Here is a 25,497-nt window from a genome sequence, read left to right as displayed (position 1 = left end):
TAAAATTTGTATTTATATATTTTAAACAGAATTGTTTACTAAGCTTTAATTTCGTTATTAAATCCTTAGTTAATAAACTATATATAAATATTATCTTACTTAATAGATAATACTTTAGAATTTAGGTATAATAATTTACTGTAAAATAAATTAAAGAGGGGAGAATTTATTCAGTTGAGAAAACATCTAATAAATCATGAAGAAATGACCAACTCAGTAAGAATAAATAAATTTATAAGTGAAAAAGGCATATGCTCAAGAAGAGATGCTGATAAACTAATAGAAGAAAAACGAGTTACTATAAATGGAGTCATAGCTGAGACTGGCTCAAAAGTTGGCCCAGATGACGAGGTAAGACTCGATGGAAAATTACTAAGAAAAAAAGAGGGCAGAGTATACATAGCTCTAAATAAACCTGTTGGAATAATCAGTACCACCGAGAAAAAAGTAATAAACAATATAGTTGACTTTGTAAATTATCCAAAGCGAATCTTTCCCATTGGACGACTAGATAAAGATTCAGAAGGACTGATATTCCTAACTAACGACGGTGATATAGTTAATAAAATTCTACGGGCTGGAAATAATCATGAAAAAGAATATGTAGTTACAGTAAATAGACCTATAACTTCTGACTTTATTAAAGGTATGTCTTCAGGTGTTAAAATATTAAATACAGTAACTAAACCTTGCATAGTAAAAAAGGAAGGCACAAATACATTCAGAATTATTTTAACTCAGGGTTTAAATAGACAGATAAGAAGAATGTGTGAAGCCTTCGGATATACCGTAATAAAATTGAAAAGAGTAAGGATAATGAATGTAACTTTAAAAGACCTTCCTAATGGAAAATGGAGATATCTAACTTCAGATGAAATGGATACAATAAATAAGTTAATTTCAACCTCCATTAAAACAGAAGAGGCTTCCATATAAAGCCTCTTTCTTATTGCTATTAATTAGTATTATAATTTGGGTTAGTTAAGCGCCTTTTAAATTCTGATAATCCGTAATTAGCACTTATATATACTCTATTTAGTGTAAATATGTCCTGTGTTTTATTGGACCATCCTCCCTGAGTGGTAAAGGACATATTGTAACCTGCATACTTTGATGCTTTTACTGTATCAGTGTTGTATTTTCCAAAAGGATATGCTATGTATCTTATTTCTTTTCCTAATACTTCCTCTAGGTATTTTTTAGATCTTGTAAGTGTATCCAACTGTTTCTCGTAAGAAATCTTATCTAATTGCTCATGAGCTACTGTATGACTTTCTATATCTACTCCATTTTGTTCCATTTCCTTCAGCTGATTTAAAGTTAAGTAATCCTTTTCATTGTCAATAGCTCCTGTAATTACGAAAATAGTTGCATTAAACCCAAATTCTTTTAATGTAGGATACGCATTTTCATAGTTATCCTTATAACCATCATCAAAAGTTATAACAACTGACTTTTCCGGTATAGGTTTATTGCTTATAAAAAAACTATAAAGCTCATCAAGGGTTAAAGTAGTATAGTTATTATCTTTTAAATACTTCATTTGCTCTCTAAAGTTTTCTTTAGGAATTCTTAATTCATTTCCTTCTTCATACGCTATTGAATGATACATAAGAACTGGTACTGACTTATCGTTATATTTTATATTTACCCCAGTAAATTCTCTTTCCTTCTTTTCAATGATTTTAGGTTTATCTGATACTCCTTTATTTGCTTTGGTTTCATTATTCTGAATAAGCTTAGTATTATTAGCTTGTTGATTATCGTACTGCCTTAAGAGATAAAATATACTTACTCCTATAATTACGAGAAAAATAAAAATCCACAAAAAACCTTTATACTTTTTACTCATACTTTCACTTCCTCTAATCTGTTTTCTGAACATTAAAATATTTGTCATAATTATAATATAAATATTATATGATTAACAGTATGTATTGTTATTATTTTATCCACAACATTAATACCTAATCTGTGAATAACTTGTTAGTGTTACCTAATAGCAATTATTATTTTTCTACTTTTTTGTCACTTCTCTAATATCTTAGATAGTATCAGCAAACTCTATTATTCAGTTTATATCGCATTTTACTACAAATTACTTCTAAAATCTGTATCTATTAATATAACTAACTTTTTAAGTTGGTTATATCTTGAATATCTAACTTAAACAAACTTTATTCACATTATCCACAGTTTGCCTGTTTATAACTTGTGAAATTTATGTTGAATAATACACTTGTCTGAATATTCCGTCACATATTCACTAATTATCCATATTTAACATCACTTTTTATACACATTATCCACAATTTTGTGGACAACATGTGGATAATGTATATTATTTTCCACACTTTCTATTTCATATAATAATTCTTTATTATCTTATATCTTTCGAGAATATACTGTCGTAAATCAGATTATTTTATATGATATTTTTATTTAACTGGTGTACTGCTGTTTATATGAATTTTTAACTTATTTAGTTTAACCAATTTTACCTTACATACATATAATATTAGTAGCTATAAAGATGTAAAGCTCACTTAAATAATACATCCTTTCTTTATATGCCTTTAACCTTTTTTCCTTTAACTTTATTCTGGGGACTCCTGTCCCCAAACTTTATTATCCCTTTATGACTTTTAAGCTTAATACATATTTTCTCTAATGGAGTTCATTATAAGTTATAAGATACCTGCTCTTATAAATTAGTACATTTAAATTTTATATAAAAAATATACATAAAATCCAAATTATTTCTGTAATTTTCTTAAAATTCCAACTGTTTTGTGTTATTATTTTATTAGGAAGACTTATATTATGAAAGGTAGGGCTGTTTATGGTTAGTAAAATCATTCATGTAGATTTTAATAAAAATAAAAAAGATAAAAAGGAATCATTCCTTTCATTAATAAAAAAGATGTTAAAAAACCTATTTAGCTCTCATACTCCTCCTTCCACTCCTGACCCAGATAGCGACAAAAAAATTATATATTACAACAAAGGGATATCCTAGGTGCTAGTACAGCACCTTTTTTGTTATATTTAAAACAAATCATATTTAACAAGCTCAATGTGTTAAATTCTTATATAATCTATATCACTTCATGTTAAAATATAAGTAAAAAACTCAGGAGGATTTTGTTTATGAGAGTAGGAATTGGATATGATGTACACAAACTTGTTGAGGATAGGACTATGATAATAGGTGGAGTAACTATTCCCCATGTGAAAGGATTGCTAGGTCACTCAGATGCTGATGTTTTAATTCATGCTATAATGGACAGTCTGCTTGGTGCTTTAGCTTTAGGTGATATAGGCTATCACTTTCCGGATACAGATACAAACTATAAAAACATCTCTAGCCTTTACTTGCTTGAAAAGGTATCTAGTCTTATAGCTGATAATGGCTACGAGATAGGAAATATAGATTCTACTATAATAGCTCAAAAACCTAAGCTAGCGCCTTACATATATGATATGAGAAGAAACATCTCGGAAGCCCTAAATATTAACATAGATATGATTGGTGTAAAGGCTACTACCGAAGAGGGCCTTGGCTTTACCGGTAAAGAGGAAGGCATCGCAGCTCAAAGCATCTGCTTGCTTAATTCCATAATCTCTAAATAGTAGAACACCCCTTTAGCTGTTAGGTTAAAGGGGTGTTTTATAATACATAAACCAACATTTATGACATACTTTCTTTATCATAACTATTAACAATGTGTTGAACTAATCTTTTTATTGCACTGGCTTGACATATCAAGGACATAACAGCGAAAAATACTAATATTCTCTCCTGATCCTTCGATTCTAAATCCATTTCTTTAATTATATTTTGTAGTCGTTCTTCATTAAAATGCTCCCTTGCTAGAATATCTTCAAAGCTATCTTCCTGGATATCAGAGAAAATCTTATAAGCTTTTTCCCAAGATATAATGTCATCATCACCATTATTTATTTCGTTAAAAGCTAGATGAAACACACTTTTTATTTCCTCAGTTGTTAATATAGGTCTCATATAACTTAGAAGTACAAGCTGAGCTAAATGTACTTTGGTATAACCCCTTTTCTTACCATCCTCAGGCTTAGATATAACTTCGTTTTTAATATAATTTTGCACTATATTATTAGTATATTTATCACCTTCGAATTTATCATTTAAGTAGTCTATTACTTGTGATAGAAATAAATCATATCTAGGTAAATCATCATAAGGAACTATAGTATTCTTTGACATTTCTTTTGCTGTTTCATTTATATACTCAATACTAAACTTTCTCTTAGTCAATTTTATAATCTCCTTCTACAAATATATTATATTAACATTATAAGTTATGAATAAACCCTTTACAAGTTAAATATTATAAACTAATGTAGTACAATTAGACAAAATAACAAGGAATAATGAGCTATTGAAAGATTTAGTAACTCTTTGGAAGCAAATCGTGTTAAATTCCCTAAAATGAGTTAAATTAAATATTGTTATATGGTATGTTATACTATATAATATATTCATAAGCTAATAAATGAAAACTTAATATTATTTTTAACCTATAACTAAGGATAATATGCTAACATATAATAAAGAAAGAAAATTATTTCTCTTTATTTTGGGGGGCGATTAAAATTAATAAAAAACGGTTTTTCATATGTCTACTGCTTGCTTTTCTTTTTATATCTGTGGACATTATTACTCCTGAGTTAAGGAATTTTATGGCATGTAGCAATAATTCCGCTACTGTTTATGCAAAGGGTGGAGGAAGTCGTAGTTCTAGTAGCAAGAGCTCCGGAAGCAGCTTTAAGTCTGGAAGTTTTTCTAGTCCTAAATCCTCTTCAGGAAGTTCTACTTCTTCACCTAAATCTTCTGGAGGAGATTTTAAGTCTGGAAGTTTTTCTAATACACCGAAGTCCTCTTCAGGAGAGACTAAGTCTAATACTTCCAACACTACATCAAATTCATCCTCAAAGACAGTTAACTCTGGTACTTCTACAAGTGCACCAAAATCCTCTTCAGGAGACTTTAAGTCTGGAAGCTTTTCAAACACACCAAAATCATCTTCCGGAGAGGTTAAATCTGAATCAAATACTAATGCACCACCACCTAAGAATTATAATAGTGGAAGTAAAAGATCCTTTTTGCCAATTCCAATCCCTATACCATGGGGACATAGTAATAATTACTATGGGTCAGGTGCAGGCTATGGCGGACAAAGTCTTATGGGAAACATTATAGCTTCAGTGGTAGAGCTTATAATTCTTATTATTATTATTGTAGTTATCATTAAATTAATAAAAAAATATAGAAGAAGATAATTAAGGAGGATATTTTATGGGATTATTTAAAAGAGTTTCTAACATTTTTAGATCAAAGGTGAATTCTGCTTTAGACGAGGCAGAAAATCCAATCGAGTTATTAGACCAAAAAATAAGAGATATGGAGGAAAGCTTAAATAAAGCAAAACTTTCTTCAGCTCAAATTCTTGGAAATGTTCACGAAATAGAAAAGAAGATGGATGAGGCTAAAAGAACCTCTCAAGAATTCGAAGAAAATGTTAAGTTTGCAATGAGCAAAGGAAATGAAGAGTTGGCAAAAAAGGCTCTTGCAAAAAAATTAGAAGCTGATAAAACTTATAATTCATTAAGTACTAGTTACGAAGATGCTCGCAAAAAAGCTGAATCAATAAAGCTGAAGCTAAGAGATCTTCAAGAAGAAATAGACAAAACTAGAACTTACAGAGATGAAGCTGCTGCACGATACAATAATGCTGAAGCTAGTAAAAAAGTAAATGAGATTTTGGCAAATGTTGATACTGGAAGTAATAAAATAAACTTAGACGACATAGAAAGAAAAATACAAAAGAAAGAATCCCTAGCTGAAGGTCTTCAAGATCTAAGGGAAGATAATTCTTTAGAAAAAGAACTTGAAAAATTAAAAGAAGTAAATCTTGATGAAGAGTTAAATAAGTATAAATAGGACTAGGGGGGTACTATGGGTAGAACTGAAGACTTTTTAAAAAGTGAGAAAGATAAATACGGCAAAATTTATATAGATATAAATTATGCTATAGATAACATTTCTCCTTTTCTCGAAAAAGATTGCCTGAAAAACAGAAAGTTTGTATCTAGAGTTTCAACTTTGAAAAAATATATAGACTCTATTGAAGCAGCAGAGCTTCAAATGAAAAAAAGTGGTTTTTTTTCAAAGCTTAATGATGACAAATATATAGGTTTGATAAAGGGCTTCAAGAGGGATAACCTAGAAGCATTATCTCAACTAGAAAAATGTAGCCACTGTAAATGCTTGAATTGTACAGCTATGTGCAAATTTGATAGCTGTCTTGGTTGCAAAAGTCATTCTCGTATAGCTTATTGTGATCATAGAAAAATAAATGTAACAAAGCATGACAACTTTCTATTAAACTTAACTAACAATAATACAGGTGAAAGTGATAAATATATTGTTCTTGCAACTCTTCAGGATGTCCAGCTAAACAAAAAGTATATTATACTAGAAAACATGGTGTCAAAAGAAAAATTTATACTTCACTATTACCCTGGTATTTCTGAAGATAACTATGGTGAAATTACTGACGCAGAAGAATTTGACTTTATAGTTTCAACATTTCAAAATATAGAAACTTAATATAGCATTAATATAAGGACTTGTTGTTACAGGTCCTTTTTTTCAACAATATACGCCATTCAAAAAAATGATTTTGGCTCACTATTTATATTCAAAATAGCTAACCTTGAACACCTTTGTTAACTTGTCCACAGATTTTGTGGATTTACTAACAAAATCTGTGGATAACCCATGACCTTTGATAACATTCGTCTTAACAGAAATTTATAAAACTTTATTCACATTGTGGATAACTTTACCTGTTAATAACATTGAATTTTTTTGTCCAAACATGTTTATATAACTTTCATTTTTCATGTTAATCTTACCTATTACAAAAAATTTTTATTTGTTTATACAATATATTTATTTAATATTAAGGAGTAAAAAATAGATTTTTGAAACAATAACTTTAGCATATAAATAAAAGAGCCACCATATAGTGTACATTTATACACCATAGGGTAGCCCTTAACTATTTTTGCGACTTGTTATAATCCTCTAAGAACTTTTCTATACCTGCATCAGTCAGCGGATGTTTAAGCATTTGCATTAATACCTTATAAGGTATTGTTGAAATATGAGCACCCGCTTTTGCACACTCTAAAACATGAATAGGAGTTCTTATACTTGCTGCTATTATTTCTGTATCCAAACCATAAAAATCAAAAATCTGGGATATATCTTGAATTACTGTAAGTCCATTACTTCCTATGTCATCTAATCTTCCCATAAATGGGCTTACAAAGCTAGCTCCTGCTTTAGCAGCAAGTAATGCCTGCTGCGCAGAAAATATTAATGTAACATTAGTCCTTATACCTTCACTAGCTAGAATAGAAACAGCCTTAAGACCTTCTTCACACATTGGTATTTTTATAACTATATTATTATGAATTTTTACAAGCTCTCTAGCTTCTTCAACCATTTTATTGGATTCTAAACTTATAACTTCTGCACTTATTGGACCATCAACTATTGAGCAAATTTCTTGAACTACATCTTTAAGATCTCTACCTTCCTTAGCAATTAGGGATGGATTAGTAGTTACACCATCTAATACTCCCCACTTAGCAACTCTTTTTATTTCGTCAACATTAGCGGTATCAATAAAAAATTTCATACTATATTCCCCCAATACTATTTATTGTAACTAACATTATACCATATTAGTCATTATTTACATAATCCAAATATTAACTTTATGTGATTTATACAAAATCTCTTATTTAACATTCTGTTTTAAAGCTTGCAAATAGATTATTAGATAAAATTTAGTGTGGTGTATTACTTACTAATTATTTTGCTGTATTTTAATTTTAAAATACCTAAATAAAATTTCCTTATTTTTCACAATAGGGTTCATAGGTTCTTAAATTTTCACGTATTGTGTATAATAGTTGATGAATGCATGTTAATAAATTCAATAAATACCTTTAAATTCAACGATATTATAATCATATATCTTATTTTATAAAGTGTTAATCCTAATCTATTTTAAAAAACTTTAGTATTTCGACATTTAATAATTTATTATCCATTTAATTACTATTTTATTTCGCAAATATCTTCCAGGTATTTTCAATAGCATTCATATGTAAAAAGGTATATACTAACATTGAAGACATTGATATATCAACATTATCTGGTATAGTAAAAAAATGTATTGTCCCATAAAATATATTGACATTTGTATATTTTGGTAGTATATTAACTATAGATGGAATTTGTTAAGAAAATTGTAAATTTGATAGTAAAATTATATTGACTTTTACTGACAAATTTGTTACTATTTAATTGTAAATATGTCGAATTGTGGAGTTAGAGGAGGAAATTTAAATGAAATCAACTGGTGTTGTAAGAAGAGTAGACGAACTAGGAAGAATAGTTATTCCTATAGAATTAAGAAGAACTTTGGATATTGCAGAAAAAGATGCATTAGAAATATATGTTGATGGTGAGCAAATCATATTAAAAAAATATGAGCCAGCATGTATCTTCTGTGGGGATGCAAGAGATGTTGTAAACTACAAAGGAAAAAACATCTGCAAAAATTGCTTAAATGAATTAAAGGGCGATAAATAAGTTCCTATACATATAAAAATAAATAACACACCTTTTTACCCACATGATTATTGTGGGTTTTTTCTTTATTAAAAAACTATTTATAAAACAAGGGTTGTCCTACAATACGTAAATATGCATTGTAAGGCAACCCCTATGTGGTTTCTATACCTAAAGTTATTATCTTCCATTACCAAATCTTATATTAAATCGTAACACTTAATTCTCGTTACACTAATAATTGTATAATCAGTTATCTTACCCTTCTAGCTCCACTATAGTCTGATCTATTTAATGGTGATATTTTAACTACATCTCCTGTTCTAGGCGCGTGAATATAGCAGTTGTTTCCAACATATATACCTACATGAGTAGCTGGTGAACCAAAGAAAACTAAATCTCCAGGCTGTAGTTGATCTCTTGACACTGAAGTGCCTACACCTTGCTGATCTGAAGCAATTCTTGGTAAACCTATACCAAAATGAGAATAAACATAGCTAGTAAAACCAGAACAGTCAAAACTGTTTGGTCCATTGCCTCCCCACTGATATGGAGTTCCTAAGAAGTTTGAAGCATAGGCAACTATAGAATCAGATGAGGCAGCAGTTGCAGAGCTTGTCCCTCTTGAGATTCTAGGAGCTGCATCTCTAACCTGTTGAACTCTGCTTTGGGCAGATGTAACAAGATTAGTAGTTGTTGTATCTCTTAATGCTAATATTTTTTCCTTGTCTTTCAAGTCTGATATAAGTTTCGTTTGATTTGATTTATCAATATTCAGCTTGGACAACTTACTTTCATTATCTTTTTTTAGTGATAATAGTTTATTATTCTGGTTATTTAGCTCTTGCTTTCTATCAGATATGGCAGCTTTTTTACTCTTTAAATCATTTACTATATTATTGTCATAATTTACTACCTTTTTCACATTTTCAACTCTTGAAATAAGATCCCCTAAATCATCTGCCTCTAGAACTACATTTAGGTAACTGTCTACCCCATTTATGTACATAGCCCTTACTCTTTTGCTAAACAGGTTCTGCTGACCTTTTATATTATCCTCAGCCTTCCCTAATTCTTCCTGAGTCTTTCTTATTTCCTTTCCTATCTTATCGATATTTCCCTTGTTGTCATCTATTTGCTTCATCACAGCAATAATCTGACTATCTAACTTCTCTACTTTTATTTCAAGTTCCTGTCTCTGATTTTGAACTTGTTTTAATGAAGTAGATCCACTATTAGCTGGTGCTGCTAGTGCCATTCCGCTTGTTGATACCGCTAAAGTTAGCGCTATGATAGCTGATAACATCTTTTTTTTCACACTCTCTACCTCCCAATATCAAAGTCCTATTTATGTTATTTAAGTAATCCTTAAATTAAATCATCTATAAACAACCTAATTATTTCTATTATATCATTAAAATACATAAAACCTCAATATTTAAATGATAATGTTTTCCAAAATAATAGAAATACACAATCATACTATTAAATTCAACAACATTTAGCACAAGTATTTTAATAATATAAATACTTGTGCTAAAATTAACTTACTTAATTAATATATAAGTACTTATTATCTATATATCAATAGAATACTTATATATCTCAGATTTTGATAACTTCCTATCCTTAGCTACCTTTTTTACCGCTTCCTTCTTACTTAAACCATCTTCTATATACATTTTAATATGCTGCTCTACAGTTAAGCTGTTCCACTTTGCTATTTGCTCACTAGCTATTTCTTCTTCTGTCTTTCCTTCAATAACGATAACAAGTTCACCTTTTACACTTTTTTCTCCATAATATTCTATTGCTTCATCTAAAGTACATCTTAATATTTGCTCATGTAATTTAGTAAGTTCTCTGCAAATCGCTATTTTTCGATTTCCAAGATTCTCTTTTAAAAAATAAAGAGAGTCCTTTAGTCTGTGTGGAGCTTCATAAAAAATTAATGTTTCTTTTCTATCCCTCAATTCCTCTATAACAAACCTTCTATCCTTGTTTTCCCTAGGCAAAAATCCTCTAAATATAAATTTAGTAGTATCAAGGCCTGAATATACTAATGCTGTAGTTACAGCAGTTGCACCTGTTAATACCTCAAACTCTATATTTTCCTCTATACATTTTGAAACTATCAAGCTTCCTGGATCTGATATGCCAGGAGTTCCAGCATCACTTACTAAAGCTATGTTTTTTCCCTCTCTAAGCCTTTCTAATAAATTTTCACTCTTACCCTGTTCATTGTGTTGATGATAACTTATAAGAGACTTTTTTATGTTAAAGTGATTCAATAGCTTAATACTTTGCCTTGTATCTTCTGCTGCTATTAAATCTACTGAATTTAACACTTCCAGCGCTCTTAATGTTATATCTTTTAAATTCCCTATAGGGGTTGGTACTAAGTACAACTTGCCACTACTCATTTTGTTAACCCTCCATTATTCAACGTTTTATCTACCATATATATCATTTAATTCATTAGTATAACTTCCATCAAGATTGTATATATATAGAGGTGCTTCCCACTTTAAAAAAGTCCCTCCATGATTTTGACCTTCAATCAGAACCATAGTAGGCGCCTTTTTAATATTTGGGTGAATCATTTTTATAAGCTTAGGTTCTATCTTATGTTTTCTCATAGTACATATAATATCTGCCAGTCTATCTGGTCTATGTATCATGTACATCCGTCCATTATCCTTTAGTACAGCTTTGACTCCTTTAATCACATCTTCTAATGTACAACATATTTCATGTCTCGCAATAGCATTTTTATCATTAGGATTTATGATCCCGGAGTTTTTAAGCTTGTATGGAGGATTCACTGTTACTATATCTACCTTTGGTAGCCCTTTAAGGAACTCTATATCTTTTAAGTCTCTGTTTATAAACTCTATTCTATCTCCTAATTTATTAAGCTTAACTGACCTTTGAGCCATATCAACCATATCTTCTTGTATTTCTATTCCTGTAATATTTACTGCTTCTGTTTTACCTGCTATTATAAAAGGAATTATGCCGGTACCACTGCATAAGTCTATAACTTTTGCACCTTTTTTTATCTTTGGGAAGTTAGCCAAAAGTACTGCATCTACCCCAAATCTAAAAGCATCTTTTTTTTGTATAACATGAATTCCTTTTAGTTGTAAATCATCTAATGTTTCTTCATCTCCTAAAAAATCTTTATTCATAATAACTAACAACCTCGCTTCATTTCTAATTATTACCCTAATTATACTTAATTATCATTTATGTACTTATAATTGTCAAATTCATTAGTATAAGGCCTCTTACTTTATATAAGTCAATAGCTAAAAAACCTTAAGATTATCATCAATCTTAAGGTTTTTAGCTATTTTTTATTATCAAGTACAGGATTACTTCCTGAGCCATTGTTTTCTATCTTATTAAACTTACTACTTACTATTATTATATCTACTCTTCTATTTCTAGCTCTTCCTTCTTCTGTAGAGTTGTCTAGAATCGGCCTATATTCACCATAACCAACTGATGAAAATCTCTCAGGAACTATTCCACAATTAGCAATAAGAAACTCTGTAGCATTAGCAGCTCTTACTGAGGATAACTGCCAATTTGAAGAGTATTGGCTAGTTCTTATAGGTATGTTGTCTGTATGACCTTCAATTCTAATATAGTTATCAATCTGATTTAATATCTTTCCTATTTCAATAATTTTTTTTTGAGACTCTGGCTTTATTTCCGCTGTTCCAATATCAAAAAATACAGTGTCATTTAAACTTACTACAAGTCCTCTCTCATCAATCTGAGTAGTTACACTGTCTTTCATTCCATTTTGTTCAAGATACTTATCTACTTGGGATTTTACCTGCTCTAACTTAGCGCTTTCACTTTTAGCCTCAATATCTTCAGTAACTTTATCACTATTTTCAGACACACTTATTGCATCTTCATTTCCTACTATAGTTTTTCCTCCTCCCATTGCAACTTTTAAGGATTCAGACATTTGTTTATATTTTGCTGCATCTACATTGCTCATAGCATACATTATTACAAAAAATATCATCAATAAAGTTATTAGGTCAGAGTAGGTAAGCAGCCATCTCTCATGATTCTCTGGTTTTTCCGGTTTTCTCTTCATACCTCAGTTTTACCATCCGTTCCTTCAAATTTTGATAATTCCTGTCTATTTAAGAATCCTTTAAGTTTTTCTGCTATAGTGTTTGGATTTATTCCCTCTTGAATATATAGTATTCCTTCGATTATTAAGGTCTTTTCCTTAATCTCTTTTTCATCTGCCGCTTTTAGCCTATGGCCTATAGGTAGCCATAAAAGGTTGGCTGATGCAACTCCATATAGTGTGGCTATAAATGCAACCGCTATCTTAGGACCAAGTGAACTAGGATCACTTAAATTACCTAGAACATGAACTAAGCCCATAACTGTTCCTATAATACCCATTGTTGGTGCAAAGCCACCTGCTTGATCAAATACTGCCGATCCCTCTCTATGTCTTTCTGATGTTGACTCTAATTCTAATTCTAATATACTTCTAACTGCTTGAGGATCTACACCATCAACAACTAATTGTAATCCCTTTCTTACAAAAGGATCTAAATTAGGGTCATTTGTTATTTCTTCTTCTAAGCTCAGTAATCCATTTTTTCTTGTTTTATAAGATACGTCCTTAAAATATGATACTAAAGATGGTAAATCTGATTTTCTCGGATTGAAAAGCACCTTAAAGATTCCTGGAAGTCTCTTTAAGGTTTCTGCTGGGAAAGCTAGTCCTACCGCTCCAATGGTTCCGCCAAAAACTATGATGCCTGCAGTTCCTGCTAAAAGAGCTCCTGCATGTCCCCCTTCTAGTAAAAAACCACCTATTAGGGATGCTAAGCCGAAGATGATAAATATAATAACTGATATATCCATAATTACCTCCATTCAATAAATTCTTCTTTAAGAAGGCCTTCTCGTTCCTATATAAATATTCGTTAAAATTATTGTAATCTTTATACAATATTATATATTTATGTTATATGTAAATTACTATAGCTACTCTAATTTATCTTAGCAAAACCTTATAAAAAATAAAAAAGCTGCCATAGGCAGCCTTTTTATTTCTAAATTATTCTTGAACTGGTGCTCCTACTGGGCAAACATTAGCACAGTTTCCGCAATCGATACAAGTATCTGCATCTATAACAAATAAAGTATCTCCTTGACTTATAGCATCAACTGGGCATTCTGAAGCGCATGCTCCACAGCTTACACATGAATCTTCTATTTTATATGCCATATGTAACACCTCCTTATAAATTTAGATGACAAGCATCTAATTTATATTTTACCACGTTTACACTAACTTTTAAAGTTAATTTTATATCACTGCGTACCCTAAATCCTCTATAGATTGCAGTAAAACCTCGCTAGTTACAAAATAGTCATCGTATATAATACTTACTTCACCTTTTTCCTTACTAATCTGACAAGCTACTACTCCCTCATTATTTGAAATTGCTCTTCTTATTTTATTAATATCTTCAGAGGTGTGCATATTGCAAATTTTAAATACAGATTTCATCCTTTACCTCCTTAGTTCTCTTTAAATAATTCCTTAATTATATCTGCATCTTCTGCGTCTTCAGGTTCAACATCGATTTTAATTTCATCTTCACTTATACTTCCTTCATATCCTCCAGAAATTAGGTCCATATCATGTATAGATACTTCCTTAATTACTTCTTCACCTTCTTCAGTTTTTATTCTGACTTTTGCACTTTCTTTTACTACTGAATTTGAAATTACTACAGCTCTTCCATCCGGAGTCTGAACAACAGAATCCACCTTCGGCATCTTTTTCCTAATATGTTCATAGGTTTCCTGCTCATAATTTAAGCAGCACATAAGTCTTCCACATATTCCTGAAATTTTAGTTGGGTTTAGTGATAAATTCTGTTCTTTAGCCATTTTTATAGATACAGGTGCAAAATCCCCCAAGAAGGTTGAACAACAAAGAGTTCTTCCACAAGGACCAAGTCCCCCTATCATCTTAGCTTCATCTCTTACTCCTATTTGTCTTAACTCAATTCTTGTTCTAAAAATAGATGCTAAATCTTTAACAAGTTCTCTAAAATCTACTCTTCCATCTGCAGTAAAATAAAATATAACTTTATTATTATCAAATGTATATTCTACATCTATAAGCTTCATCTTTAGACCATGCTGTTGAATTTTTTCCAAGCATACTTGAAAAGCTTCCTTTTCTTTTGCTTTATTTTCTGTATGCCTCTCTACATCCTCTCCTGTTGCTATTCTTATAACACTCTTTAGAGGAGATACTATTTCACTTTCATCTATTTGCTTAGGTGCTATAACACATTCTCCAAATTCTATACCCCTAGCAGTCTCTACTATTACGTTACTATTGTCTTTAACCTCTAGCTCACCTGGTGAAAAATAATATATTTTACCGGCCTTCTTAAAACGCACACCTACAACTGTTATCATACTATACCTCCTGAAGTTTCACCAACATAGAATCAAAAACTAGCGTTGAATTAACATTTCTATCTAGCTTGTTTCTAGTATCCTTAATAATATTAATAATACCATTTAGCTTGTTAAATGAAAACATTTCTGCTATATCTTTTATTTCCTTTATCTTATCAATATTTATTATTAATTCCCTATTTCCTATTTCTTTATAAATTAAAGCATCTCTTATATAAGATAAAAAACAAGTTAAAACCTCTTGCCACTCATTTTTATACTTTAGAAGAAATTCTGAGTATTTGTTGGATGTATCTAAGACATCTCTACTGCATTCCTTTAATATATCTACTACAGTATCTCTTATCTCCATTAAGGACTTATCTTCTATAAACCGCTCAGCTCTTCCTGGAACCCCATCACTAAATGCACCAATAACCTTTATTTCGTCTTCTGATAAGCTCTTATACTTATTAGTTAAAAATATTAGGATTTCCTTTTCACTTAATCTATTCAGTTTATAGATTTGACATCTTGACTTTATTGTGTCCAAAATATTCTCTAATTTCTCACAAAGCAATATTATAAAAATTCCCTTCGGAGGCTCTTCAATAGTTTTCAAAAACGCATTTTGAGCTGCTTCTGTCATTTTATCTGCTTTATATAATATAATTATCTTTTTATCACCTTCATAAGGTTTTTTATTAGTTTCTTGTATTATTTTCTTTATTTCATCAATACCTATAGATTTTTTATCCTTTAACATTGTAAACTCTACTACATCTACGTACTGTTTATCCTCATTTTTTCCTAAAAGCCTTATAGCAATTTCCCTGGCAATAAGACTTTTTCCAATGCCATCTTCACCTGCAATAACATAGGCATGTGAAAATCTTCCACTATCTATAGATTGGGTTATCTGACATCTTATCTTTTCATGCCCTACTATGTTATTAAAGTTCACTTGTTAACGCCTCCATCTAAATTTTTATAAATCTATCTACATCTACTACAAATATAGTTGCTCCTCCAACCTCTATTTCTACAGGATAAGGCACATATGCTCCTGTGGAGCCTACTATTGGTGATGGTGCAGTTATAATTTCATCTCTTACCTTACAAACCTCTTGTATTTGAGATATGACTCTATCTACAGCAGCGTCTTCCACTCCTATCATAAGCGTAGTATTACCAGCCTTTAAAAATCCTCCTGTGGTTGCAAGTTTTGTTACCCTAAACCCTGACTCTGTTAAAGTATTTATTAAATCTCCAGAATCATCATCTTGGACAATTGCTATAATTAACTTCATACAACTCATCTCCCTTTTACTATACCCTAGTACTTAACCCTAAACTTAATACTTAAATGTATTATATGTTAATTTATTCTATTTTACTATATCCTCTATAGCCTTAATATTTATATAACAACTCAATATAGTTATCTAGGCACTATATATAAGGTCCCTAAGACCTTATTAACCTGATATCATATCCTTAACTTCCCTATATATTTCATGATGTATTTCTTCAACGGATTTTAATCTTTCCTTTTCTACACACCTCACTCTTTTCCAATGATATCTATCAGATATATCGCAAGAGTTATTATATGAATGAACCAAGTACTTAAAATCTTTCTCATGTATATCCTTATCACTATGTCCTGTTATTTTGTTAGCCCTCTCATGCATAAGTTCCCTACTGTACTCAGGCGGCATATCTAAAAAGAATACGCAATCTGGAACTGGTAATCCAAATATTCTAAATTCAAAATCCCAGAGCCAATCTAAGAATTTTGTTTTTTCTTTTGTATCATTAATTTTAGAAGCCTGATGTACCATATTAGCAGTGGTATATCTGTCTGCTATAACTATTCCCCCATTTTCGTAGAAATCCTTCCACTCCCTTTTGTAGGATGCAAATCTGTCTACTGCATAAAACGTAGAAGCTACATAGGCACTTACATCCTCTGGACTACTTCCAAAATCTCCGTTGAGATACATTTTTACTAAGGCAGAGGAATCACTTTCATAGTTTGGATACTCTATTTTTTTTACTTTATACCCCTCTTTTTCAAGCCTTTCATATAACTTTTTTGTCTGAGTTGCTTTTCCACTTCCATCACAACCTTCTATAACCATGACTCTTCCTTTTGATAAACTCATATTAATTATCCTCCGTAAAATATAGAATAGTTTCATATATATACCTAATTATTTGTTACATAATTAAATCTTCTTATATCTTAATTATCAATTACTTCTATCTTATCATTTTTTAATCCCAATACATCTATACCACTATTTTTATAATAATTAATAACATCTAAAGAATCCTTATCAATTAATTCCCCTGCAGTTAGAATAGGAATACCTGGTGGGTAAGGCACAATACTTGACGCACTAATTCTGCCTAGACAATCTTTTAGATCAATATGCGTCTTTTTTTTGTTCATAACTTCAAATGGCAACATAACCATCTCAGGAATATTGTAATCAAGTAAACTTAGATTCTTTTGCTTTAGCTTACTTAAATCACATGTTTTTAAAACCTCATATAATCTTTTAAACTCGTACTCTTCATTAAAAGGTGAAAAGATTAATACAACATTAGAACTATCACTCATTTCAGCTTGAATTCCAAGCTGTCTTAAATACTTTGAAAGTAAATGACCGCTATAGCCTCTTTCTAGATTAATTACATATCTAGTAGTATCTATATTCCAAATTGTTTTTATATGATTACTAAAGTTACCTGAAGCTTTATACCTTTTATCTACAATCTCTCTGCTAAAATTATCTATATCTTCCTTATTGACTATATATATGCCATTTATCTCATTTATTTTATTCTTATAATAATTACATATACTTATGAGTCTTTCATATTCTTTTAGCCCATACCTTTCTAGATAAAACCTTGCATAATCCATAGCACATAGAAACATATATGAAGGACTGGTGCTTGAAAAAGAACTAACATAAAAGTCCGCTTTTTCTATATCTTGTCCATTGTTTATATGCAAGTAAGCTGTTTGAGTCAAGCTTGAAAGTGTTTTATGAGCACTCATAACTACCATATCAGCCCCTAGTCTAACAGCACTTTCAGGAAGCTCTTTATGTACCCCAAAGTGACAACCATGAGCTGAATCAACTAATACCTTTATCTTATACTTTTTCGCTATATTAATTATGTATTCTAAATTAGTACATATTCCATAGTAATTAGGATATGTAATTATTATTCCTTTTGCATCCTTGTTATTATCTAAAACCTGTAAAAAATGCTCCAAGTCTATCGATAGAGGAGCATTTAGTCTCTCACTTATTACATTTTGAATATATATAGGTTTTAATTTTCTCATTATTATAGCATTAAAGATAGACCTATGGCAGTTTCTCTCAACTAGTACCTTATCTCCTTCATTGAAACTACTGAATATCATAGCTAAGTTTCCAGAGGTACTGCCATTGACTAAAAAATAAGACTTTTTACTTCCATAAAAAGAGCTTAATAACTCTGATGACTCTTTTATTATACCTTCAGCATTGTGAAGATTGTCTACCCCTTCTACTTCTGTAATATCAAAATTTAAGAGGTTAGTAGCAAACTCCCTACCAATTGGAGTATTAAAAAAACCTCTTCCTTTTTTATGTCCTGGCATAGCAAAAGGTATATTATTTTCTCTAATGTATTTTAAAACACCTTCTAAAATCGGTAATTTTGACAACTTATTTCCTCTCCTCTTATAACAGCTTGAACTATAGCCTTTTTAATACATTCTTTATAGTAAATATAAAAATCTGTTTCTTCATTTACATTAATCATTCTGCCTTCACAGCATCTGCAAATTCCTCTTCCATATATCATTATACCATTATTTAGAGGCTTCCCACATATAATACATCCCTGTTTTTTCATTTAATATCCCCCTTATTAATTTCTAATACCTTAAATTATTGCCTCTCATAATATATAATATTCAACTGCTTCCATAAACTTATTTTGTCCACATAAATAAATTTACCTCAGTATAATTTTATACTGAGGTAATAATTCAAATATTAATCTTTTATTGTTACCAATGTTCCCTGTGGAACATTATCATAAATCCATTTTGCATCATTATAAGGAAGCCTTATGCACCCATGAGATGCCTTTGAGCCTAATTTCTCATATTCTGATTCTACAACATATCCATTTAAATCGTAAATAGCGCTATGGAAAAGGTAGTTATTATCAAGCCTTGTCCAATAGTAACATATGCTGTTTGAAGAGGCGTAGAAAAGCTTACCTTTACCTCCTACTAAAAACCTACCTGATGGAGTTGGTGTTTCATCTTTTCCTGTAGAGCACACAAACTCCTTATCAAGGGTTTGTCCATTGAATATATACACCCTTTGTTTACTCTTGTCTACAAGTATGTTATAAGGCCCTGATGGCGTTACCGTAGTAACCTTAGAAGCAGATACATACCCCTTTACATTATTCAAGGTATCATAATCTAGTATTTCCACATAATAATATCCATCTTTGCTATCCAATATTTTTACCTCTGAAAGGCTTCCATAGGTTGATGCAATATTAGAAGCATATGAACTCGGTGCGCTTTTTATATAAACTCTCTCAGTTTCTCCTGCATTCATTACATTAAAAGAGCTTGTCCATTCTGGTGCTTGAGGTCCTGTAGGTTTTGGACTTTCAGACTTAGGTGGTTCTGGCAGCTTATCCTCAAGCCCAACTAAATAAAGTGATTTTAGAGAAACTGCTCCTTCTAAACCTAATACATAAGTATTTTTTGCAGAAGCCAAAATATTTTTAATGTCATTTTGCTGACTTTCACTTATATATTCACTTACTAAGATCAACGGAGATCTATTTTTTTGTGCCAAAGCAGCTCCAGAAAGAGAATCCGGGAAACTAAGTGCTGAAGCTAAATATATATTTTCCATATTTAATGAATCCTTAAACCTACTTATAACCGCAAGATTCGTGCTATATCTGTCCTCTCCTGATATCCTTTCTGCATTTGTAAACTGAGATTTCACATTATCACTTATAGACCCTTCAGATCCTATTATATAAGTATACTGAATATCCTTATCAGCTAGTGAGTCTTTAACTGAATCTGGGACATAATCCTTATTTACAAGAATGATAGGAGTGTCCATAGAAGCAGCAATAGGTGCGATAGATAATGCATCTGGATATCCTTCTCCTGAAACTAAAAATACTTTATCTTTTATCCCTACGTAATCAGCTACCAAGACAGCTGTCTCGTACCTATCCTTTCCCCCTATCCTCACATACTCTATTCCCATATTACTTAAACTATCCTCTACATCCTTTGATATAGATTGTCCTATAATAAAAACTCTAGTAGTCCCATAGTTCCTAAGCTGTTGTGCTACTCTATCCTCTAGCTTCTTTTCTGTTGTCAGCATTATAGGCGCATTATACTTTTTCGAAAGGGGACTTGCACATAAAGCATCTGGGAAGTTTTCTCCAGATACCAGAATTGCATATTCAGACTTATCACTAAAATTCTGTGATATCTTTATGGAAGTTTCATATCTATCAGATCCACCTATTCGTTCATACTTTCCCTGTGCATAAACCTCTGATGTAGTGCTAATAATAAATAGAAGCAAAAGTAAAAGCTTAAAAGTATTCTTTAGTATGAATTTATTGTTTATAATAACCACTCCTCATTTAATAGATTTCTTGGGTAAGTATTGTGATTTGGCATTATATTATTAAGTTACATACTTAATTTTAATATTTTTTGGTAATATTTTCAACAAAAACATATAAACTATATGTTTTTCTTATTATAAACCTATCGGAGGTATATGTATGAAACAAGAGATAGTAACTCACTTAAGTATGCTAAAAGATGAAATATTTGATTTATCTAAATATCTTTATGAAAATCCTGAAAAAAGTTTTCAGGAATATAAAGCTTGTAATTATATAGTAAATATGCTTAAAAAAAATAACTTTAAAGTAACGGAAAATTATCTTGAGATACCAACAGCCTTTTATGCTCAATATGGTACAGGTCACCCAAAAATTTGCTATCTTTGTGAGTATGATGCCATAGATAAGGAAGGACACATTGTAGGCCATAATCTTATATCAGCTATATCTCTAGGGGCTGCAATATCCTTATCTAAGGTTGTACCCAAAATTAATGGTAGTGTCATAGTTATAGGTTGTCCAGGTGAATTTCTTGGAAGTTCAAAAGTTACTATGACAAAGCAGGGTTCTTTTAATGATATTGATGTAGTACTTATGGCTCATCCTGATGTAATAACAGCTGAAAGCGGCAGCTCTATGGCCATTGTTCCTATTAAAATAACTTATAAAAGTAAAGAAGGATTTGCTTATAGAAAATCAAAGGGCCATTCTGCTTTAGATGCATGCCTTTTTACTTTTAACACATTGGAACTACTTTCTAAAGGATTTGAAGAAGATACTTCAATTGACGGGGTTATATTAAGAGGTGGAAGTTCGCCATATCTTTTACCATCAGAAACAGAATCAAAGTTTTATATTAGAGCTCCAAAAATGAATGCAGCCTGCAACATAGAAAAAAAATTAAGAGAGCTTGTTAAGATTACAAGCAGCATAATGGAGATAGAGTCTGACATATGCTTATATGAATTGCCTTATGATGAACTTGTTCCTAATAAAGTTCTATCTAGAATATTTTCTCACAACTTAAAGGAAAGCGGCATAATAGAAATAGGCCCTCCTAAGGATACAAATTCCGGATTAAGCCTAGGTACAGTAAGCCAGGTAGTACCCTGCATACATCCTTATATTTCTATTACAGAAGATAATAAAGTTCCCTATTCATCTTCTGAGTTTGCAAAGGCTACAGTATCTGATTTTGCACAGGATAGAGTTATGAAAACTGCTCAGGCGCTTGCTTTAACCGGCTTTGACCTAAGTGAGAATGAATCATTGCTTAGTCAAGTTAAAACTGAATTTTTTAACAACAAAAAAGAGACTGTTTAGTCTCTTTTTTTGTTTTATGAATGATTTAAAATACTGATTAAGAAATGAAAACTTAAGTTAGTATATACAGAAATTATTTTCATAATATATAATATAACTAGTGATTAAACTGAAGTTACTTAGGAGGAAAATATGATTTCAATATATAAAACTGTAGATGAGCTAGGCACGCTACAATCTCTAGATACTATAGAACCTGGTTGTTGGATTAACATCGTAGCCCCTTCAGATGAAGACCTGCTTATAATATCTAAAAAGGTAGGAGTCTCCCTTGAGTTCTTAAGAGCAGCATTAGATGAAGAGGAAACATCTCGTATAGATATGGAAGATAATAATTTGCTTGTAATTGTTGATATACCCTTTACAGAGATGGAGGAAAATACTTTAACCTATGACTCATATCCTTTGGCAATTATTCACACAGAATCGACTATAATAACAGTATGCTTAAAAAATAGCAAAATTCTTACTGATTTTATAGATAGAAAGGTAAAGTCTTTTTTTACATTTAAACGCTCTAGATTTATACTACAAATACTTTATAGAATTGCAAGCTATTATTTACTATATCTAAGACAAATAGATAAAAAAAGTGTTATGATTGAGCAAAGACTTCATAAGTCCATGAGAAACAAAGAACTCATTCAACTGCTATCTTTAGAAAAGTCACTAGTTTACTTTTCTACATCTTTAAAATCAAATGAAATTACTTTAGAAAAAATGCTTAAATTAGAGCTGCTACAGAAGTATCCTGAAGACCAAGATATACTTGAGGATGTAATAATAGAGAATAAACAGGCTATCGAAATGGCCAATATATATAGCAATATTTTAAGTGGAACTATGGATGCCTTTGCGTCTATAATATCAAATAACTTAAATATTGTGATGAAACTTCTTGCTTCCCTAACTATAGTAATGTCTATACCGAATATAATCTTTGGTTCCTTTGGTATGAATGTTAACGGAATACCTTTTAGTAATAGCCCCTTGGCATTTTGGATTATTTACGGCTTAACCGGAATAATATGCTTAGTTTCAATAGCTATACTTCGTAAAAAAGATCTATTCTAATCATAAGGGTGTGATAAATTGATAGCTAAAAGATTGGAAAAAGGAGATACAATTGGACTTGTTTCTCCAGCTGGTCCTGAAAACCCAGAAAAAATAAAGGAAAGTATTAAAATTTTTGAATCTTTAGGCTTTAAAATTAAAAAAGGAAAACATATATATGATAAATTAGGGTATCTTGCTGGTACTGATAATGACAGAGCAGAAGACCTTATGAATATGTTCTTAGACAAAGATATAGATATGATTTTATGTGTAAGAGGAGGATATGGTTCCATGAGAATCCTCCCTCTTATAGACTTTGACATTATAAAGAAGAATCCTAAAATATTTGCAGGTTTTAGCGATATAACTACGTTATTAAATTGCATCGTACAGAAATGCCAATTAACAACCTTTCATTCACCTATGTGTAATTCTAACTTTTATGATGAGCCTACCATTAAAAGCTTTCTCGACACTTTAATGCTCGGTTACAAACCATTTATAATAAAAAATCCTAAGCGAATAGCAACAATAGGTATTGATAAAACTCATGCCATAGGACAATTGGTTGGAGGTAATCTTTCTTTGATTTGCAGTACCCTAGGAACTCCCTTTGAAATAGATACTAATGACAAAATCTTATTTATAGAAGAAGTAGGAGAGCAACCCTATAAAATCGATAGAATGCTAACTCAACTTCTTTTATCAGAAAAACTACAAAAATGTGCCGGTATAATACTCGGTCAATTTACTAACTGTAGGCTTCCTCACTATGAAAGAAGCTTAACCCTGCAGGAAGTAATTGAAGATAGAATCTTATCATTAGGTATTCCGGTACTAACCAATATTCAATCTGGACACTCTTACCCAAAACTAACATTACCTATCGGTGCAAGAGTTAAAATAAACTGCAAAAAGAGAGTAATAGAAGTACTAGAAGCAGTAGTAGAATAGTAACTAAAATAGCTTATTTTGTTTGTTAAATAGAAAAACACCTCACAAATTGTGAGGTGTCTTCTTATGGAGGCGCCACCCAGATTTGAACTGGGGATAAAGGTTTTGCAGACCTCTGCCTTACCACTTGGCTATAGCGCCATAATCTTAACATCTAATGCTCTTACATGATATCATCTTTATTCAATATTGTCAATATTTTTTTGCATATAATTAATATATGATATAATTATTAATGAGGTGATTTTATGATTTATTCAAATTTAAATTCTATCCTTAAAGAAAGTGATAACATCGTCTTTTTTGGTGGTGCCGGAGTGTCTACAGAGTCCTCTATTCCCGATTTTAGATCTGAGGCTGGGTTATATAAAACTAAAAACAATCTTTCATACCCACCAGAAGTTATGTTAAGTCGAAGTTTCTTTAATTCTCATACTGAAGACTTTTTTAGCTTTTACAGAACAAAAATGATATATAAAGAAGCAAAACCTAATTCAGCACATTTTGTTTTATCTCACTTGGAGAAACTAGGTAAGCTAAAAGCTATAATAACTCAAAATATTGATGGCCTACATCAATGTTCTGGTTCAAAAAATGTACTAGAATTACACGGTTCTATACATAGAAACCATTGCATGAAATGTGGTAAGTCATATAGTCTAGATTATATTATTAATAGTGAATCAATAGTTCCAAGATGTGATATATGTGGTGGTATAGTAAAACCAGATGTAATTCTCTACGAAGAAAGCCTCGATATGGATGTGCTAGAGAGTTCCATTAGATTTATTAAAAGTGCTGAAATACTCATTGTTGGAGGTACTTCTCTTGTGGTTTATCCAGCTGCTGGCTTAGTAGATTATTTTAAAGGAAAAAAGTTAATTCTAATAAACAAGTCTTCAACATCTTATGATAATAAAGCAGATATAATTATTAACGACAGTATAGGGAAAATTTTTAGCGAGGTTATATTATAATCGTTAATATAATAAAGACACTAAGTATTAATACTTAGTGTCTTTAACGTTAACCTAGCGACGTCCTACTCTTCCACTCAGTCTCCCGAGCAGTACCATCGGCGCTGAGAAGCTTAACCATCGTGTTCGGAATGGGAACGGGTGTAGCCTTCTCGCCATAATCACTAGATATAAAAATTGCTATAAACTTCGCATTTCTGCGTCAAATCCATCGCTGCGGTGCTCATTTACATCAGTAAACTCTGCTCCTCGCTCAGGCTTTTCCTTGAACTGCTCGTTTCTATCAATTTTTGAGAGTGTTCTCTCAAAATTGCACAGTGATAT

At 31.0% G+C, this 25,497-nt stretch carries 28 protein-coding genes, 1 tRNA gene and 1 rRNA gene; 10 read left to right on the top strand and 20 right to left on the bottom strand.

Going from position 1 to position 25,497, the window contains the following annotated elements; genetic code table 11:
• Window positions 1-204: 204 nt before the first annotated feature.
• Entirely contained in the window at window positions 205-936 is a 732-nt protein-coding gene (gene rluF / locus P8V03_RS14870; RefSeq protein ID WP_318798785.1) for a 23S rRNA pseudouridine(2604) synthase RluF, read from the top strand.
• A 19-nt stretch (window positions 937-955) separates the two neighbouring features.
• Here the strand turns inward: rluF and P8V03_RS14865 are convergent, their stop codons facing one another.
• Window positions 956-1,852, bottom strand: coding sequence for a polysaccharide deacetylase family protein (locus P8V03_RS14865; RefSeq protein ID WP_318798763.1), 897 nt, complete (start codon window positions 1,850-1,852; stop codon window positions 956-958).
• Window positions 1,853-3,150: 1,298 nt separating this feature from the next.
• Here P8V03_RS14865 and ispF point away from each other — a divergent pair.
• On the top strand, window positions 3,151-3,633 hold the full coding sequence (gene ispF, locus P8V03_RS14860; protein ID WP_318798762.1) for a 2-C-methyl-D-erythritol 2,4-cyclodiphosphate synthase: 483 nt from the start codon (window positions 3,151-3,153) through the stop codon (window positions 3,631-3,633).
• Between the two features lie 58 nt (window positions 3,634-3,691).
• Here the strand turns inward: ispF and P8V03_RS14855 are convergent, their stop codons facing one another.
• Both P8V03_RS14855 and P8V03_RS14850 read right to left on the bottom strand, forming a co-directional pair.
• Entirely contained in the window at window positions 3,692-4,243 is a 552-nt protein-coding gene (locus P8V03_RS14855) for a DUF1836 domain-containing protein (protein WP_261670669.1), read from the bottom strand.
• 505 nt (window positions 4,244-4,748) lie between these two features.
• Complete coding sequence (locus P8V03_RS14850; RefSeq protein ID WP_318798761.1) at window positions 4,749-5,051, bottom strand: hypothetical protein; 303 nt, start codon at window positions 5,049-5,051, stop codon at window positions 4,749-4,751.
• A gap of 91 nt (window positions 5,052-5,142) precedes the next feature.
• On the opposite strand from P8V03_RS14850, the gene P8V03_RS14845 reads away from it, so the two are divergent.
• Genes P8V03_RS14845 through P8V03_RS14835 form a run of 3 tightly spaced genes read left to right on the top strand, consistent with a single transcriptional unit; the run spans window position 5,143 to window position 6,649 of the window.
• Window positions 5,143-5,319, top strand: a complete 177-nt coding sequence (locus P8V03_RS14845) for a hypothetical protein (protein ID WP_261670408.1) — start codon at window positions 5,143-5,145, stop codon at window positions 5,317-5,319.
• Window positions 5,320-5,335: 16 nt separating this feature from the next.
• Window positions 5,336-5,980, top strand: coding sequence for a PspA/IM30 family protein (locus P8V03_RS14840; protein WP_261670407.1), 645 nt, complete (start codon window positions 5,336-5,338; stop codon window positions 5,978-5,980).
• Between the two features lie 15 nt (window positions 5,981-5,995).
• Window positions 5,996-6,649 (top strand): DUF1292 domain-containing protein, encoded by a 654-nt coding sequence (locus tag P8V03_RS14835; protein ID WP_318798760.1) that lies wholly within the window; start codon window positions 5,996-5,998, stop codon window positions 6,647-6,649.
• A 454-nt stretch (window positions 6,650-7,103) separates the two neighbouring features.
• On the opposite strand, the gene fsa is transcribed toward P8V03_RS14835, so the two are convergent.
• On the bottom strand, window positions 7,104-7,748 hold the full coding sequence (fsa, locus tag P8V03_RS14830) for a fructose-6-phosphate aldolase (protein ID WP_318798759.1): 645 nt from the start codon (window positions 7,746-7,748) through the stop codon (window positions 7,104-7,106).
• 716 nt (window positions 7,749-8,464) lie between these two features.
• On the opposite strand from fsa, the gene P8V03_RS14825 reads away from it, so the two are divergent.
• Entirely contained in the window at window positions 8,465-8,710 is a 246-nt protein-coding gene (locus tag P8V03_RS14825) for an AbrB/MazE/SpoVT family DNA-binding domain-containing protein (protein ID WP_261670404.1), read from the top strand.
• Between the two features lie 232 nt (window positions 8,711-8,942).
• On the opposite strand, the gene P8V03_RS14820 is transcribed toward P8V03_RS14825, so the two are convergent.
• The 14 genes from P8V03_RS14820 to P8V03_RS14755 form a co-directional block, all read right to left on the bottom strand.
• On the bottom strand, window positions 8,943-10,007 hold the full coding sequence (locus P8V03_RS14820; protein WP_318798758.1) for a C40 family peptidase: 1,065 nt from the start codon (window positions 10,005-10,007) through the stop codon (window positions 8,943-8,945).
• Window positions 10,008-10,266: 259 nt separating this feature from the next.
• Window positions 10,267-11,112 (bottom strand): 16S rRNA (cytidine(1402)-2'-O)-methyltransferase, encoded by an 846-nt coding sequence (gene rsmI, locus P8V03_RS14815; RefSeq protein WP_318798757.1) that lies wholly within the window; start codon window positions 11,110-11,112, stop codon window positions 10,267-10,269.
• Window positions 11,113-11,139: 27 nt separating this feature from the next.
• Window positions 11,140-11,880 (bottom strand): tRNA1(Val) (adenine(37)-N6)-methyltransferase, encoded by a 741-nt coding sequence (locus tag P8V03_RS14810; RefSeq protein ID WP_318798756.1) that lies wholly within the window; start codon window positions 11,878-11,880, stop codon window positions 11,140-11,142.
• A gap of 161 nt (window positions 11,881-12,041) precedes the next feature.
• The gene (locus P8V03_RS14805) at window positions 12,042-12,809 is read right to left on the bottom strand and encodes a flagellar motor protein MotB (RefSeq protein WP_318798755.1); all 768 of its coding nucleotides are present in this window, start codon (window positions 12,807-12,809) and stop codon (window positions 12,042-12,044) included.
• Window positions 12,806-13,600: a flagellar motor protein gene (locus P8V03_RS14800; protein ID WP_318798754.1), complete on the bottom strand. Its 795-nt coding sequence runs from the start codon at window positions 13,598-13,600 to the stop codon at window positions 12,806-12,808. Before P8V03_RS14800 ends, P8V03_RS14805 begins: the two co-directional genes overlap by 4 nt.
• 196 nt (window positions 13,601-13,796) lie before the next feature.
• Complete coding sequence (locus tag P8V03_RS14795; protein ID WP_261670398.1) at window positions 13,797-13,967, bottom strand: DUF362 domain-containing protein; 171 nt, start codon at window positions 13,965-13,967, stop codon at window positions 13,797-13,799.
• Window positions 13,968-14,048: 81 nt separating this feature from the next.
• Complete coding sequence (locus P8V03_RS14790; RefSeq protein ID WP_261670397.1) at window positions 14,049-14,252, bottom strand: heavy-metal-associated domain-containing protein; 204 nt, start codon at window positions 14,250-14,252, stop codon at window positions 14,049-14,051.
• Window positions 14,253-14,263: 11 nt separating this feature from the next.
• Window positions 14,264-15,178 carry a PSP1 domain-containing protein gene (locus tag P8V03_RS14785; RefSeq protein WP_318798753.1) on the bottom strand — a complete coding sequence of 305 codons (915 nt, stop codon included), beginning with the start codon at window positions 15,176-15,178 and terminating at the stop codon, window positions 14,264-14,266.
• A 1-nt stretch (window position 15,179) separates the two neighbouring features.
• Window positions 15,180-16,124 carry a DNA polymerase III subunit delta' gene (locus tag P8V03_RS14780; protein WP_318798752.1) on the bottom strand — a complete coding sequence of 315 codons (945 nt, stop codon included), beginning with the start codon at window positions 16,122-16,124 and terminating at the stop codon, window positions 15,180-15,182.
• Window positions 16,125-16,140: 16 nt separating this feature from the next.
• A complete protein-coding gene (locus P8V03_RS14775) occupies window positions 16,141-16,470 on the bottom strand; it encodes a cyclic-di-AMP receptor (RefSeq protein WP_318798751.1) in 330 nt (109 codons plus the stop codon).
• A 168-nt stretch (window positions 16,471-16,638) separates the two neighbouring features.
• Window positions 16,639-17,328: a dTMP kinase gene (locus tag P8V03_RS14770; protein WP_318798750.1), complete on the bottom strand. Its 690-nt coding sequence runs from the start codon at window positions 17,326-17,328 to the stop codon at window positions 16,639-16,641.
• Window positions 17,329-17,408: 80 nt separating this feature from the next.
• Window positions 17,409-18,893, bottom strand: a complete 1,485-nt coding sequence (locus P8V03_RS14765; protein WP_318798749.1) for an aminotransferase class I/II-fold pyridoxal phosphate-dependent enzyme — start codon at window positions 18,891-18,893, stop codon at window positions 17,409-17,411.
• The gene (locus P8V03_RS14760) at window positions 18,872-19,084 is read right to left on the bottom strand and encodes a sigma factor G inhibitor Gin (RefSeq protein WP_261670391.1); all 213 of its coding nucleotides are present in this window, start codon (window positions 19,082-19,084) and stop codon (window positions 18,872-18,874) included. The genes P8V03_RS14765 and P8V03_RS14760 overlap by 22 nt, the downstream gene beginning before the upstream one ends.
• Window positions 19,085-19,227: 143 nt before the next feature.
• Complete coding sequence (locus tag P8V03_RS14755) at window positions 19,228-20,868, bottom strand: cell wall-binding repeat-containing protein (protein ID WP_318798748.1); 1,641 nt, start codon at window positions 20,866-20,868, stop codon at window positions 19,228-19,230.
• A 151-nt stretch (window positions 20,869-21,019) separates the two neighbouring features.
• Here P8V03_RS14755 and P8V03_RS14750 point away from each other — a divergent pair, with 151 nt between their 5' ends.
• The 3 genes from P8V03_RS14750 to P8V03_RS14740 all read left to right on the top strand — a co-directional run bounded on the left by P8V03_RS14750 (window position 21,020) and on the right by P8V03_RS14740 (window position 24,196).
• Window positions 21,020-22,186, top strand: a complete 1,167-nt coding sequence (locus P8V03_RS14750; protein ID WP_318798747.1) for a zinc-binding metallopeptidase family protein — start codon at window positions 21,020-21,022, stop codon at window positions 22,184-22,186.
• A gap of 132 nt (window positions 22,187-22,318) precedes the next feature.
• Entirely contained in the window at window positions 22,319-23,260 is a 942-nt protein-coding gene (locus P8V03_RS14745) for a magnesium transporter CorA family protein (protein WP_261670388.1), read from the top strand.
• 18 nt (window positions 23,261-23,278) lie between these two features.
• Window positions 23,279-24,196 carry a S66 peptidase family protein gene (locus tag P8V03_RS14740; protein ID WP_318798746.1) on the top strand — a complete coding sequence of 306 codons (918 nt, stop codon included), beginning with the start codon at window positions 23,279-23,281 and terminating at the stop codon, window positions 24,194-24,196.
• A gap of 67 nt (window positions 24,197-24,263) precedes the next feature.
• Here P8V03_RS14740 and P8V03_RS14735 read toward each other — a convergent pair.
• Window positions 24,264-24,337: transfer RNA gene (locus P8V03_RS14735), tRNA-Cys, on the bottom strand.
• Between the two features lie 107 nt (window positions 24,338-24,444).
• On the opposite strand from P8V03_RS14735, the gene P8V03_RS14730 reads away from it, so the two are divergent.
• Window positions 24,445-25,173, top strand: coding sequence for an NAD-dependent protein deacylase (locus tag P8V03_RS14730; RefSeq protein WP_318798745.1), 729 nt, complete (start codon window positions 24,445-24,447; stop codon window positions 25,171-25,173).
• Window positions 25,174-25,225: 52 nt separating this feature from the next.
• Here the strand turns inward: P8V03_RS14730 and rrf are convergent.
• A 5S ribosomal RNA gene (gene rrf, locus P8V03_RS14725) occupies window positions 25,226-25,342 on the bottom strand.
• Between the last annotated feature and the right edge of the window lie 155 nt (window positions 25,343-25,497).

This window comes from Clostridium tanneri, assembly GCF_033659955.1.
GTDB lineage: Bacteria > Bacillota > Clostridia > Clostridiales > Clostridiaceae > Clostridium_AM > Clostridium_AM tanneri.
The sequence above is the reverse complement of the archived record's forward strand: the minus strand, read 5'-3'. Positions and strand labels throughout refer to the sequence as shown.